Annotated in this window: 13 protein-coding genes; 8 read left to right on the top strand and 5 right to left on the bottom strand. The window is 67.7% G+C overall.

Features of this window, described 5'->3' with window-relative positions; translation table 11 throughout:
* Positions 1-6: 6 nt before the first annotated feature.
* Positions 7-1,401: an APC family permease gene (locus tag ACIRG5_RS33020; RefSeq protein ID WP_402912008.1), complete on the top strand. Its 1,395-nt coding sequence runs from the start codon at positions 7-9 to the stop codon at positions 1,399-1,401.
* Here ACIRG5_RS33020 and ACIRG5_RS33015 read toward each other — a convergent pair whose 3' ends face one another.
* Positions 1,402-2,118 (bottom strand): AAA family ATPase, encoded by a 717-nt coding sequence (locus ACIRG5_RS33015; protein ID WP_402912005.1) that lies wholly within the window; start codon positions 2,116-2,118, stop codon positions 1,402-1,404.
* Positions 2,115-2,891 (bottom strand): MBL fold metallo-hydrolase, encoded by a 777-nt coding sequence (locus ACIRG5_RS33010; RefSeq protein WP_402912003.1) that lies wholly within the window; start codon positions 2,889-2,891, stop codon positions 2,115-2,117. The genes ACIRG5_RS33015 and ACIRG5_RS33010 overlap by 4 nt, the downstream gene beginning before the upstream one ends.
* A 38-nt stretch (positions 2,892-2,929) precedes the next feature.
* On the opposite strand from ACIRG5_RS33010, the gene ACIRG5_RS33005 reads away from it, so the two are divergent.
* Positions 2,930-3,817 carry an aldose 1-epimerase family protein gene (locus tag ACIRG5_RS33005; protein ID WP_402912000.1) on the top strand — a complete coding sequence of 296 codons (888 nt, stop codon included), beginning with the start codon at positions 2,930-2,932 and terminating at the stop codon, positions 3,815-3,817.
* 55 nt (positions 3,818-3,872) lie between these two features.
* Positions 3,873-5,081, top strand: a complete 1,209-nt coding sequence (locus tag ACIRG5_RS33000) for an amidohydrolase (protein ID WP_402911998.1) — start codon at positions 3,873-3,875, stop codon at positions 5,079-5,081.
* Here ACIRG5_RS33000 and ACIRG5_RS32995 read toward each other — a convergent pair.
* A complete protein-coding gene (locus ACIRG5_RS32995; RefSeq protein ID WP_402911996.1) occupies positions 5,078-6,217 on the bottom strand; it encodes an acyl-CoA dehydrogenase family protein in 1,140 nt (379 codons plus the stop codon). The two genes, ACIRG5_RS33000 and ACIRG5_RS32995, sit on opposite strands and share 4 nt — an antisense overlap.
* An 83-nt stretch (positions 6,218-6,300) precedes the next feature.
* On the opposite strand from ACIRG5_RS32995, the gene ACIRG5_RS32990 reads away from it, so the two are divergent.
* The 4 genes from ACIRG5_RS32990 to ACIRG5_RS32975 all read left to right on the top strand — a co-directional run bounded on the left by ACIRG5_RS32990 (position 6,301) and on the right by ACIRG5_RS32975 (position 10,684).
* Entirely contained in the window at positions 6,301-6,891 is a 591-nt protein-coding gene (locus tag ACIRG5_RS32990; RefSeq protein WP_402911993.1) for a TetR/AcrR family transcriptional regulator, read from the top strand.
* A gap of 5 nt (positions 6,892-6,896) precedes the next feature.
* Positions 6,897-7,829 carry a carbohydrate kinase gene (locus tag ACIRG5_RS32985; RefSeq protein ID WP_402911990.1) on the top strand — a complete coding sequence of 311 codons (933 nt, stop codon included), beginning with the start codon at positions 6,897-6,899 and terminating at the stop codon, positions 7,827-7,829.
* A gap of 225 nt (positions 7,830-8,054) precedes the next feature.
* Positions 8,055-9,368, top strand: coding sequence for a citrate synthase (locus ACIRG5_RS32980; RefSeq protein ID WP_090065417.1), 1,314 nt, complete (start codon positions 8,055-8,057; stop codon positions 9,366-9,368).
* 71 nt (positions 9,369-9,439) lie between these two features.
* Positions 9,440-10,684 carry a cryptochrome/photolyase family protein gene (locus ACIRG5_RS32975; RefSeq protein ID WP_402911987.1) on the top strand — a complete coding sequence of 415 codons (1,245 nt, stop codon included), beginning with the start codon at positions 9,440-9,442 and terminating at the stop codon, positions 10,682-10,684.
* Here ACIRG5_RS32975 and ACIRG5_RS32970 read toward each other — a convergent pair.
* Together ACIRG5_RS32970 and ACIRG5_RS32965 are read right to left on the bottom strand one after the other, a co-directional pair.
* Complete coding sequence (locus tag ACIRG5_RS32970; RefSeq protein ID WP_402911985.1) at positions 10,674-11,855, bottom strand: ABC transporter permease; 1,182 nt, start codon at positions 11,853-11,855, stop codon at positions 10,674-10,676. The genes ACIRG5_RS32975 and ACIRG5_RS32970 overlap by 11 nt on opposite strands.
* The gene (locus ACIRG5_RS32965) at positions 11,852-12,760 is read right to left on the bottom strand and encodes an ABC transporter ATP-binding protein (protein WP_402911982.1); all 909 of its coding nucleotides are present in this window, start codon (positions 12,758-12,760) and stop codon (positions 11,852-11,854) included. The genes ACIRG5_RS32970 and ACIRG5_RS32965 overlap by 4 nt, the downstream gene beginning before the upstream one ends.
* Positions 12,761-12,889: 129 nt before the next feature.
* Here ACIRG5_RS32965 and ACIRG5_RS32960 point away from each other — a divergent pair, with 129 nt between their 5' ends.
* Positions 12,890-13,342, top strand: a complete 453-nt coding sequence (locus ACIRG5_RS32960) for a YbaB/EbfC family nucleoid-associated protein (RefSeq protein ID WP_319975741.1) — start codon at positions 12,890-12,892, stop codon at positions 13,340-13,342.
* Positions 13,343-13,347 lie beyond the last annotated feature (5 nt).

Here is a 13,347-nt window from a genome sequence, read left to right as displayed (position 1 = left end):
TCGGGCATGGCTGAAGCGACTCCACAAACGGAGCAACCAGAGCTGAATCGGGCAATCGGCCCGAAGCTGCTGCTGTTCTTCGTCGTCGGCGACATCCTCGGGACCGGCATCTACGCCCTCACCGGCAACGTGGCAGGCAAGATCGGCGGCGCTCTCTGGCTGCCCTTCCTGCTCGCGTTCGTGGTGGCGTTCCTGACCGCGTTCAGCTACCTCGAACTCGTCGGCAAGTACCCCAGAGCCGCCGGCGCCGCGCTGTACACGAACAAGGCGTTCGGGATCCACTTCCTGACGTTCATGGTCGCGTTCGCGGTCATGTGCTCCGGCATCACGTCGGCGTCGTCGGCGGCGCTCGCGTTCGGCCGCACATACCTGCGGCAGCTGCTGGTGGAGTTCTTCGACCTCGCGCTCAGCCCGGAGTCACTGGTCATCACCGGCATCGCGATCGTCTTCATCGCGGCGCTGGCGGTCATCAACTTCCGCGGCGTGTCCGAGTCGGTCAAGGCCAACGTGGTGCTGACCTGCATCGAGCTGTCCGGTCTGGTGATCATCATCCTGATCGGCGCGTGGGCCGTCGTCAACGGCGACGGAGACCCCGGCAGGCTCACCGACATCCACGTCCCGTCCGGCAGCAACGTGGTGCTCGCGGTCACCTCGGCCACGGCACTCGCGTTCTTCGCGATGGTCGGCTTCGAGGACTCGGTCAACATGGCGGAGGAGTGCCGCAACCCGGTCAAGATCTTCCCGCGCGCGATGCTGTGGGGCATGGGCATCGCGGCCCTGATCTACGTGCTCGTCGCGATCACGTCGTCGCTGCTGATCCCGTCCGACGAGCTCGCGAAGGCCGGCAGCAGCGCGTTGCTGAAGGTCGTCACCGTCGGCGCGCCCGGCTTCCCGCTGTGGATCTTCGCGTTGATCGGTCTGCTGGCCGTCATCAACTCGGCCCTGATCAACATGCTGATGGCGTCGAGGTTGTTGTACGGCATGGCGAACGAGAAGATCATCCCGAAGTTCTTCGGCGCCGTGCACCCGTTCCGCCGCACGCCGTGGATCTCGATCGTCTTCACGACCGGCGTCGCGGTGATCCTGGTGTCGACCGCGGACATCGGCAAGCTCGGCGGCACGACGTCGTTGCTGCTGCTGATCGTCTTCGCCATCGTCAACGTCGCGTGTCTGGTGCTGCGCAGGGAGAAGTCGGAGCACAAGCACTTCCGGGCGCCCACGTGGGCGCCGGTGCTCGGCGCGATCACGTGTGCGTACCTCGCGATCCCGTGGACGTCCGGGCGTCCGTTCGACGACTACAAGATCGCGGGCTGGCTGCTGCTGGCCGGCCTGGTGCTCTGGGGCATCAACCGCGTGCTGCACGGCAAGGTGGAGACCCACCCGGAGAACCTCGGCAAGTAGCTACTCCAGCAGGTGCTTCAGGAACCGGTCCGGTTCGCCCAGGAAGTTGCGGGTGAGCCGGACCGGTTCCGCTGTGTCGTAGTCGATCTCGTCGATCGTGTCGGTGATCTCCAGGATCGTGGCGTTCGGTGCCGCGAGCAGGATCGGCGAGTGCGTGGCGATGATGAACTGCGAACCTTCTTCGACGAGTTCGTGCATGCGCCTCAGGACCGTGAGGCAGCCTTTGACGGACAACGCCGCCTCCGGCTCGTCCAGCACGTAAAGGCCTTTGCTGCCGAACCGGTGCGTCATCAGGTCGATGAAGCTCTCGCCGTGTGAGCGTTCGTGCAACGACTTTCCGCCGTACGACGCGTGGATCCCCTCGCCGATCCGGTCGATCTCGGTGGCGACGTTGTAGAACGACTCGGCGCGCAGGAAGAAGCCCGTGCGGGGCTTTCTGGTGCCCCAGCTCAGGATCAGGTAGTCGCCCAGCGACGACTCCGTCGCCTTCGTCGCGAAGCGGAAGGACTGGGTGCCGCCCTCGGCGTTGAAGCCGGCTGCCACCGCGATCGCCTCGACCAGGGTGGACTTGCCCGAGCCGTTGTCCCCGGTCAGGAACGTGATGGGGCGCTTGAGCTCCAGCGGGTTTCTGATCAGGTGCTGGACGACCGGGAGCGTGAACGGATAGCGGTGCGTGTCGTCGACCTGGTCGAGGCGGATGCGGTGGACGAACGTCACGCCAGGCGCGCCAGTTCGACCGGGTCGTGCGCGCAGAACACCTCGACTTCGCCCTGTGCCTTGAGCTCCTTCAGGCGTTCCACATTGGACAGACGCTGCTCGCGGATCGTCTCGGTCTGCTTGGCGGTGAGTTTGAGCGCGAAGATGTTGCTGGACGGCGTCTCCACCTCGCCGCGGTAGAAGTACGCGTCGCCGGCGTGCAGCAGCCAGCCGTTGTCGCTCTTCACGGCGATGCCCGTGTGGCCGCGGGTGTGGCCGATCAGCGGCACCATCAGGACGTCCTCCGGCAGGCCGGGGATGGCGCTGACGGCCTCGAAACCGAACCAGTCCTCGCCCTCGGCCTTGTGGGTCTCGAACGTGACGCCCTCGCGCTGCGCCTTCGGGTACCGCGCCCGTTCCTTGGTGCCCTTGGGGTTCGTCGCGGCTTCCAGCTCCGCGTCCAGCACGTGCACGGTGGCCTTGGGGAAGTCGCGCAGCCCGCCCGCGTGGTCGAGGTCGAGGTGGGTCAGCAGGATGTGCCGGACGTCGTCGGCCGTGTAGCCGCGCCGCTCGACCTGGCTGATCGCCGTCTCGGTGATGTCGAGCGCCGGCTTGAGCAGCTTGCGGCTCAGCGGGTCGATCGTCGCTTTCGGGTCGCTCACCTCGTGCGTGCCGAAGCCCGTGTCGACGAGGGTCAGGCCCTGGTCGGTCTCGATCAGCAGGCAGTGGGCCACGATCCCGCCCGCGACCAGGGGCGGCCTCATCGTGGCGCAGTTGAGGTGATGAACCTTCATGGGCAAATCCTTTCGCTGGCCCCGTAGGCTTCAGCCTCATGTTGGGGATCTCGTACGAGGGTGCCACCGCCGTGATCACGACTGTAGGCGCGGGCCTGCGGTCTTTCGAGGTGGATGGCGTTCCGTATGTGGAGACATTCGGCGAGGACGAGAAGCCGCCGATGAGCGCCGGGGCCGTGCTGGTGCCCTGGCCCAACCGGACCGCCGGCGCGTCCTGGGTGCTGGACGGGGTTCGGCAGCAGCTGGAGGTCACCGAGCCCGCTCGCGGGAACGCGATTCACGGGCTGCTTCGACGTCGTCCGTGGACAGTTCTGGAGCACACCGGGTCGTTGGTGTCGTTGCGGGCGTTGATCGAACCGCAGGCCGGGTGGCCAGCCGCTTTGGACGTCACGGTGTCCTATGCGCTGGATGATCGAGGACTGACGATCACCCACGGGGTCACGAACGTGGGAGACGTGGCGACGCCGTTCGGTGTCGGCATGCATCCCTATCCGCGGGCCGGGAACGCGCCGACCGATTCGTGCACCTTGACGCTTGCCGCGACGACCGTGCTGCCGCTGGACACCGAGCGGATGGTGCCTTCGGGCGTCGCGCGGCCGGTGGAGGGGACCGAGTTCGACTTCCGGGAGGGGCGGGCGCTGGACGGGGTCCAGCTCGACACGCCGTTCGGAGGGTGCGAGCCGGGCCCGGACGGGCTGGTGCACCACACGCTCGCCTCGCCCGACGGCGGCGTCGAGGTGTGGGCGGATCCGGCGTTTCGGTGGGTTCAGGTCTACACGCCCGATTCGTACCCCGGCCGGGGCCGGGCCGTCGCCGTCGAACCGATGACCTGCCCGCCGGACGCCCTGAACTCCGGAGTGGACCTGATCCGGGTCTCTCCCGGGGAGTCCTGGGGCGCGCGGTGGGGGATTCGGCCGTTGAGCTGACCCGTCAGGTTCTCGGGGTGGCCGACGGCCCCGGCAACCGTTAGCGTTGCTAACCATGAACATCGCGATCACCGGGGGCTACGTCGTGCCCGTCGACGGCGAGCCCGTCGAAGGCGGCACTGTCCTCATCCAGGACGGGAAGATCGTCGCGGTCGGTGCGGACGTCGACATTCCGGACGGCGTCGAGGTCGTCGACGCCGACGGGGCCTGGGTGCTGCCCGGCTTCGTCGAGGCGCACGGGCACATCGGCGTCCACGAGGAGGCCGAGGGGTGGGCCGGCCAGGACACCAACGAGATGACCGATCCCGTCGGCGCCCGGATGCGGGCGCTCGACGCGATCAACCCCGCCGACCTCGGGTTCGGTGACGCGCTCAGCGGCGGTGTCACGACCGCGGTGATCAAGCCCGGCTCCGGCAACCCCATCGGCGGCCAGACGGTCGCGGTGAAGTGCTGGGGGCGGACCGTCGACGAGATGCTCGTCAGGGAACCGGTCAGCGTGAAGAGCGCGCTCGGCGAGAACCCGAAACGGGTCTACGGCGAGAAGGGCAAGCTGCCGTCCACGCGGCAGGGCGTCGCGGCGGTCATCCGGGACGAGCTGACCAAGGCGCAGGACTACCTGGCCAGGAAGGCCGAGGCCGAAGCCGACGGCAAGGCGTTCGACCGCAACACCACGCTGGAGATCCTGGGCAAGGTCCTCAGCGGCGAGCTGCCGTGGTGCCAGCACGCGCACCGGGCCGACGACATCGCCACGGCGATCAGGTTGTCGGAGGAGTTCGGGTACCGGCTGATCCTCAACCACGGCACCGAAGGTCACCTGATTGCGGACGTCATCGCGGACAAGCAGATCCCGGTGATCATCGGCCCGCTGTTCACCACCCGGTCCAAAGTGGAGCTTCGGAACCGGGGGCTGCGCAACCCCGGCATCCTGGCGCGGGCAGGGGTGGAGCTGGCGATCACGACCGACCACCCCGTCGTGCCGATCAACTTCCTGGTGCACCAGGCCACCCTGGCGGTGAAGGAAGGACTGGACAGCGACGTCGCGCTGCGGTCGATCACGACGAACCCGGCGCGGATCATGGGACTGGACGACCGGGTCGGAGCGCTGAAGCCCGGACTGGACGGCGACGTGGTGATCTGGTCAGGGGACCCGCTCGACGTGATGAGCCGGGCACTGCACGTCTTCGTGCAGGGGCACGAGGTCTACACGTTCGACGAGCGGACCGGGGAAGGGGTCGTGGCCGACCCCTTCTACCGCGAGAGCTAGCGCAAGCCCCTGCCGATCACGAGGCGCTGGATCTGGTTGGTGCCCTCGAAGATCTGCAGGACCTTGGCCTCGCGCATGTAGCGCTCGACCGGGAAGTCGCGGGTGTAGCCCGCGCCGCCGAGCACCTGCACGGCGTCGGTTGTCACCTTCATCGCCGCGTCCGTGGCGATGAGCTTGGCGATCGACGCCTGCTGGCGGAACGGCAGCCCGCGGTCGCGGCGGCGCGCGGCCGAGATGTAGGTGGCGCGGGCCGACTCGACGGCCGCGGCCATGTCCGCCAGGAGGAACTCCAGGCCCTGGAACTCGATGATCGGGCGGCCGAACTGCGTGCGGGTCTTGGCGTAGGCGACCGCCTCGTCGAGGGCGGCCTGGGCCAGGCCCACCGCGCAGGCGGCGATGCCGAGACGGCCCGAGTCCAAAGCGGACAGTGCGATCTTGAGGCCGTCGCCCTCGTTGCCGATCAGGCGGTCGGTGCCGAAGCGCACGTCGTCGAACGACAACTGCGCGGTGATGGAGCCGGTCAGGCCCATCTTGCGTTCCGGGGTGGCGGCGACGATGCCCTGAGCCTCACCGGGGGCGAGGAAGCAGGAGATGCCCCGGCCCGCGTCGGGGGACGTGCGGGCCATCAGGGTGTAGAAGTCGGCGGCGCCGGCGTGCGTGATCCACGCCTTGGTGCCGTTCACGACGTACTCGGAGCCCTTGCGGACGGCCCTGGTCGACATGGCTGCCGGGTCCGAGCCCGCCTGGACCTCGGAGAGGGCGTAACCGCCGAGCAGTTCGCCTTCGAGCATCTCGGGCAGCCAGCGGTCCTGCTGCTCGCGGGTGCCGAAGGTGGCCAGGCCGTAGCAGGACATCACGTGCACGGAGAGGCCCACGGCGACCGTCATCCACGCGGAGGCGACCTCTTCCAGCGCCTGCAGGTAGACCTCGTAGGGCTGCTCGCCGCCGCCGAACTCCTCGGGGTACGGCAGGCCGAGCAGACCTGACCTGCCCAGCAGGCGGAACGCGTCGCGGGGGAACTTCTCGTTCTCCTCCGCGTCCGCGGCGTGGGGCTTCAGCTCGTCCCGCGCGATCTCCTTGACCAGCGCGATCAGGTCCTCGGCCTCTTGCGTGGGGAGCAACCGCTCGGCGGGCATCGTCGACCTCCGGTGTGTACTGGTAGCTGTACTCTAGTGCGTTGTGCAGTACAGCAGCCAGCGAATGTGGCAGGGTCGTCACCATGACGCGGGCGCTCACGCAGCGGCAGGCCGAGCTGCTCACCCGGTTGGAGGCGTTGTTCCTCACCGAGGGCTTCGGACATCTCACGCTGGATGACATCGCCGCCCGGCTGCACTGCTCGAAATCGACGCTGTACGCGCTCGCCGGCAGCAAGGAGCAGCTGGCGGTCAGGGTCGTCGGCCGGTACTTCAAAGGCGCTGCCGAACGCATCGAGAAGCGCATCGCGGGCCTCGACGACGTGCGCAAACGCATCGGCAGCTACCTCGCGGGCGCGGCGGAGGAGCTGAACAAGGCCTCGGCGGCGTTCATCGCGGACGTGTCGGACTTCCCGCCCACCCGAGCCACGTACGAACGCAACGCGCGCGCCGCGGCCGAGCGCATCAAGGCGTTCATCCAGGACGGGGTCGAGCGGCACGTGTTCCGCGAGGTGCACGCCACGTTGTTCGCCGAGATGGCCGGTCTGCTCATCGAGAGCATCCAGACCGGTGTCCTCACGAAACGGGCAGGCGTTTCGGACGCTGAGGCGTTCACCGCACTGGGCGAACTGTTGTTGGATGGGCTCCAGCGGAGTGGTGCTTCCCAGAAGGAGTAGAGCGCGTGATCGTGGTTGCTGGTGAGGCCCTGGTCGACATGGTGCCCGTGGGGGACGACGAGCTCACGCCGCTCGCGCCCAAGCTGGGCGGCGGGCCGTACAACGTGGCCGTCGCGCTCGGCCGGCTCGACGTGCCGACGGGCTTCCTGTCGCGCGTCTCGACCGACCACTTCGGCGAGCAGCTGATCAAACGGCTGCACGCCTCGAAGGTCGCCACGGATCTGGTCCAACGTGGACAGGAGAACACCACGCTCGCCGTCGTCGGGCTGGCCGACGACGGGTCGGCGCGCTACTCGTTCTACGTCGACGGCACCGCCGACCGGCTCGTCGAGGACCCCGGTCCGCTGCCCGCCGGGACGAAGGCCGTGTCGTTCGGCACGCTGTCGTTGGTGCTGGAGCCCGGCGCCTCGGTCTACGAGACGGTGCTGCGGCGCGAGAGCAAGCGCTTGCTGACGGCGCTCGACCCCAACATCCGGGCAGGCCTGATCCACGATCCGGGCGCTTACCGGGCGCGGTTCCGGTCGTGGCTGCCGGACGTCGGGCTGTTGAAGGCGTCCGTTGAAGACGCGCAGTGGCTCGCCGAGGACGGCGACGTGATCGAGATCGCAAGGACGTGGATTTCACAGGGACCCGCCGCCGTCGTCCTGACGAAAGGTGGCGAAGGTCTGTCAGTGATCACCGCCACCGGACAGGTCGACGTGCCACCCGTGAAGGTGGACGTGGTCGACACGATTGGGGCGGGCGACACGGTGCAAGGTGCCCTGCTCGCGTGGCTGCACGACCACGATGCGTTGAGCGCAGAGAAGATCCGTGGGCTCTCCACGGATGAATGGACCGCCGCATTGACGTATGCCGGTGCGGCCGCCGCGATCACATGTTCCCGTGCGGGCGCCGAACCGCCCTTTGCGAGCGAACTCACCGCCGCGTTGGGTGGATAAAACGGAGGATCGGACTACCGTGGGGTAGCCGCGCTAGAAACTGGCATTACGGATGTGATGCCGGTCCCATCTCTCAGAATCGGTTCACACCGCTGCTGCGAGGCGGGCCTTCCGCCGACTAGCGTGAGTGGACTTGAAGACTCAGATCCCAACGGGGTGGTCCGAGACGACGGCTGGCCCAGCGTGGCCTGCCGCCACCCCGTCCGAGCGTTGAGAGGGACTTGAATGCCCGACGCGACGACTGCGCCGACCGACCCACAGACCGTCGCGCTGCGCCACGGGGACGCAGAGCTCGAGATGAAGGTGGTGCGGGCGTCCGAAGGCGCGTCCGGCATCGATCTCGGCAAGCTGCTGTCGACCACCGGTCTGGTAACCCTGGACACCGGTTTCGTCAACACGGCCTCCTGCTCCTCCGAGATCACCTACATCGATGGTGACGCGGGAATTCTGCGTTACCGCGGGTACCCGATCGAGCAGTTGGCCGCGCGTTCGAACTTCGCGGAGGTCAGCTACCTCCTGATCTACGGTGAGCTGCCGACCGCCGCCCAGCTCGAGGACTTCACCTCCAAGATCAGCAGGCACACGCTGCTGCACGAGGACCTCAAGCGCTTCTTCGACGGCTTCCCGCGCGACGCGCACCCGATGCCGGTGCTTTCCTCCGCGGTGTCCGCGCTGTCGACCTTCTACCAGGACTCGCTGTCGCCGTTCGACGCGAACCAGGTGGAGATCTCCACGATCCGCCTTCTCGCCAAGCTGCCGACCATCGCGGCCTACGCGTACAAGAAGTCGGTCGGCCAGCCGTTCCTCTACCCGGACAACTCCCTTGGCCTGGTGGAGAACTTCCTGCGGATGACCTTCGGGTTCCCGGCGGAGGCCTACGACCTCGACCCGGACCTGGTCCGCGCCCTCGACCTGCTCTTCATCCTGCACGCCGACCACGAGCAGAACTGCTCCACGTCGACCGTGCGCCTGGTCGGCTCCTCCGAGGCGAACCTCTTCGCGTCCATCTCCGCGGGCATCAACGCCCTGTTCGGCCCGCTGCACGGCGGCGCGAACAGCGCGGTGCTGGAGATGCTGGAGAAGATCAAGAACGACGGCGGCGACGTGCAGTCGTTCGTCAACAAGGTGAAGAACAAGGAGGACGGCGTCCGCCTGATGGGCTTCGGCCACCGGGTCTACAAGAACTACGACCCGCGCGCCGCGATCATCAAGAAGACGGCCGACGAGATCCTCGGCAAGCTCGGCGCCGACGACCAGCTGCTCGACATCGCGAAGCAGCTGGAAGAAGCCGCACTGAGCGACGACTACTTCATCTCCCGCAAGCTCTACCCGAACGTGGACTTCTACACGGGTCTGATCTACCGGGCGATGGGCTTCCCGACCAAGTTCTTCACCGTGCTGTTCGCGCTCGGCCGGCTCCCCGGCTGGATCGCGCACTGGCGCGAGATGATCAACGACCCGGCCACCAAGATCGGTCGCCCGCGGCAGATCTACACCGGCCCGACGGAGCGCGACTTCATCGCGATGGAGAACCGCTAGTCACACGCTGCTTCACCCGTCCGGGGCCCGCCTGTCATGCAGGCGGGCCCCGTTCGTTTTAGCGTCGAGAGGTGAGTTCTTCCCCGTCGCTCGTCTGGTTCCGCCGCGATTTGCGGACATCCGATCATCCCGCCATTCTCGCCGCCGCGGAAAGATCACCTCGCGCACTCGCGTTGTTCGTTCTCGACGACAGGTTGCTGAAACCGTCGGGGCAGCCGCGAATCGATTTCCTGCACCGCTGTTTGCACGCGTTGAACGACGAGCTGGGCGGCCGGTTGATGGTCGTGCACGGCGATCCGGTGAAGACGGTTCCGCGCGTCGCGAAGGAGATCGGCGCGGAGACCGTCCACATCACCGCGGACTGCGCGCCGTACGGGCGTCGGAGGGACGAGGCCGTCGAGGAAGCGTTGGGGGACATCGCACTCGTCCGCTCCGGCTCGCCCTACGCCGTGACGCCGGGCCGGGTGCGCAAGCAGGACGGCACGCCGTTCAAGGTCTTCACGCCGTTCCGCAACGCCTGGCTGGACCACGGCTGGCGCAAGCCCGCGGACACCGACGCGTCCACTCTGGACTGGATCGAACCGGAGCACAGCACGAAGATCCCGGCCGTCGAGGAGAAACTGCCGGACGCGATGAAGCTCTGGGAGGAGTTCCGCGACGAACGGCTGGAGGACTACGACACCACCCGCGACCGTCCCGACATGGACGCGACCAGCAGGATGTCGGCGTTCCTGAGGTGGGGCGTGCTGCACCCGCGGACGCTGCTGCAGGACTGTGACGGAACGTTCCGCAGCGAGCTCGCCTGGCGCGAGTTCTACGCCGACGTGCTGTGGCACAAGCCGGAGACCGCGAGGGAGAACTACGACCGCAGGTTCGACCGCATGGAGCACGACGACGACCAGGAGTTGTTCGAGGCCTGGAAACAGGGCCGCACCGGCTTCCCGATCGTCGACGCCGGCATGCGGCAGCTGCTGCGGGAAGGCTTCATGCACAACCGGGTGCGCATGATCGTCGCGAGCTTCCTGGTCAAGGACCTGCACCTGCCGTGGTGGTGGGGAGCGCGGCACTTCATGCAGCACCTGATCGACGGCGACATCGCCTCGAACCAGCACAACTGGCAGTGGGTCGCGGGCAGCGGCACGGACGCCTCGCCGTTCTTCCGCGTCTTCAACCCCATGACCCAGGCCAAGAAGTTCGACCCGGACGGTGCCTACGTGCGGAAGTACGCGCCGGACTCGCCAGACCTGACGCCGATCGTGGACCACGCGGTCGAACGCCAGGTGGCGCTCGACCGCTACCAGGCCATCAAAGCTTGAGCGCCTCGCGGAGCTTGACGCGAGCGCCGGTCCGCAGCACGGCGTTCGCGTAGACCTTCCCGCCCAGCCACGTGATCGCCGCGATGGCGAGCAGTGCCAGCACGACCGAGAGCAGCACCTGCCAGGCAGGAGCGACACCCAGTGCCATCCGCCCCGGCATCAGGATCGGGGCGAACGGCGGCAGCATCGACAGCACCGTCACGGTGGGACCGGACGGGCTGCCGATCATCAGGTTGATGCCGGCCACGAACGCCACGATGATCGTCATGCTGATCGGCGTCAGCACCGACTGCAGCTCCTCCTGCCGCGACACCAGCGACGCGGCGGCCGCGAACACGGTGGCGTACAGGAAGAAACCGAGCAGGTACCAGAGCACGCCGGTCAGCAGGGCCGCGCCGCCGAGCGCGCCGACGTCCACGACGTCGAAGGCCGATGACAACCCGAGGCCGACCGTGGAGATCACCAGCAACTGGAGCAGGCCGACCGCGCCGAGCCCGATCACCTTGCCCAGCAACAACTGCCACGGCCGCACGGTCGCGAGCAGGATCTCCACGACCCGGCTCGACTTCTCCTCGACCACGCCCTGCGCGACCATCGTGCCGTAGACCAGCAGCGAGTAGTACAGCAGCGCGGCCACGATCAACCCGATCGCGAGGCGCTGACCTCGTTGCGGGTCAACGGGTTCCAGGGCGGTGACGTCCACCTTGACGTTCGCGAGGCTCTGCGCGACCTCCTGCGGGGTGGTGCCCGACTCGGCGAGCTGCGCGATCAGCACCTGCTGCCGCAGCACGTCGTTCAGCGCCGTCGTCAGCACCTCGTCGCCGGAGCCCTTGACGATCATCTTCAGCTCCGGCGGCGCACCGGTCACCAGGGCGTCCAGCCCGCCGTCGCGGACCTCCTGCTCGGCGTTGCCCGCCGTCGTGACGTCACGGGTCTCCAGGTCGATGCCGAAGGCTCTCGCCTTGTCCCGCAACGGATCCGCGAGCTGCGTCGCCTGGCCGCTCAACCCGACGACACTGCGCTGCTGGTCGTCGAACAGGACCGACTGCAGCACCACGTACCCGGCGAGCACGGCGATGATCACCGCCGTGCCGATCAGGAACGACCTGGTGCGGACCTTCGTGACGAACTCGCGCTTGGCCACCAACGAAACAGCTCGGGCCGACGTCATGCGCTCCTGCCCTCGGTGGTCACCACGTTGCGGAACAGCTCGGTCAGCGACGGGCGCTGCCGGGAGAACTCGTGCACGGGACCTGCCGCGAGTGCCGCGTGCAGCACTGCCTGGTCGTCCACGCCGTCGGCGAGTTCGAGCACGCAACGCGTCCCGTTCTTCTCGATCACCCGCACGCCGTCAAGACTGGCAGTCCACACCGTCGTTGGCGACTCCACGACCAGACGGGGAGTGCCGCCCGACCGGAGTTCGTCCACCGTCCCGATCGCGACCATCGAACCGGCGCTGACGATGCCGACCCGGTCGCACAGCCGTTCCACCAGGTCGAGCTGGTGGCTCGAGAACACCACGGGCACCCCGGCGGACGCCTTCTCGCGCAGCACCTGGCTCATCACGTCCACCGCCACCGGGTCGAGACCGGAGAACGGCTCGTCGAGCACCAGCACGTCCGGCTCGTGCACCAGCGCGGCGGCCAGCTGGACGCGCTGCTGGTTGCCGAGGCTCAGGCGCTGCACCTCGTCGGTGCGGCGGTCGCGCAACCCGAGGCGCGCGATCCAGTTCTCCGCGCTCGTGTGGGCCTCGTTGGTGCTCATGCCGTGCAGCTCGGCCAGGTAGACGAGCTGGTCGAGCACCTTCATGCGCGGGTAGAGACCGCGCTCCTCCGGCATGTAGCCGATCCGGCGCCGGGTGTCGAGGTCGACGGTTCTGCCGTTCCACCGCACCTCGCCGGAGTCGGCCGAGAGCACGCCCAGCGCGATGCGCATGGTCGTGGTCTTCCCGGCGCCGTTGCTTCCGACGAACCCGAAGAGCTCGCCGGCGCGCACGTCGAAAGACATGTCCCGCAGGGCGACGACCTCCCCGTAGCGCTTGGAGACCGCGTCGATCTCCAGCACTCCCTCAGGCACGGTGAACCCCTTCGTTAGCCCGGATGGCGGTAATCGGACTGAAAGTATCGGTGAGCAGGGAACGAGTGAAACGATACGGGCGTCTACGGCGAATCGAACGAACGACCAATTCACTCAACGGGGGTGACCATGCAGCCCATTGACCCCGATCAGTGGCTCAAGCAGTACGGGGCCAAGATCGAGCAGGCCAAGCAGCACGCCGAGCAGGCCCGCGACCAGCTCGGTGGTGTGGGTGGCAGCGCCAGCTCGCCAGACGGCCTGATCACGGTGACAGTTAACGCCACGGGCGTGCTGACCGATCTCCAGATCAAGCCGGAAGCCCGCGGCATGGACCCCAGCGAGATCGCCTCAGCCGTGCTCACGGCCTCCGCCAAGGCCCAGCGTGACGCCTCCGGGCGGGTCGTGCAGATCATGACGGACTTCGTCGGCGACAGCCCCGCACTCGAGTTCGTGAAGGCGCAGATGCCGAACGGATACAAGGGCGACGGAACCGACGAGGAAGAACCGAAGTCGGAGTTGGAGCGCAAGGACGTGCGGCCCGACGACGAGTACTTCACCAACCCGCCCGACGTCATGGCCTGAGTGCA

This window comes from Lentzea sp. NPDC102401 (genome assembly GCF_044765805.1).
Classification (GTDB): domain Bacteria; phylum Actinomycetota; class Actinomycetes; order Mycobacteriales; family Pseudonocardiaceae; genus Lentzea; species Lentzea sokolovensis.
Note: the sequence above shows the minus strand (reverse complement) of the source record. Positions and strands in the feature narration are given on the sequence as shown.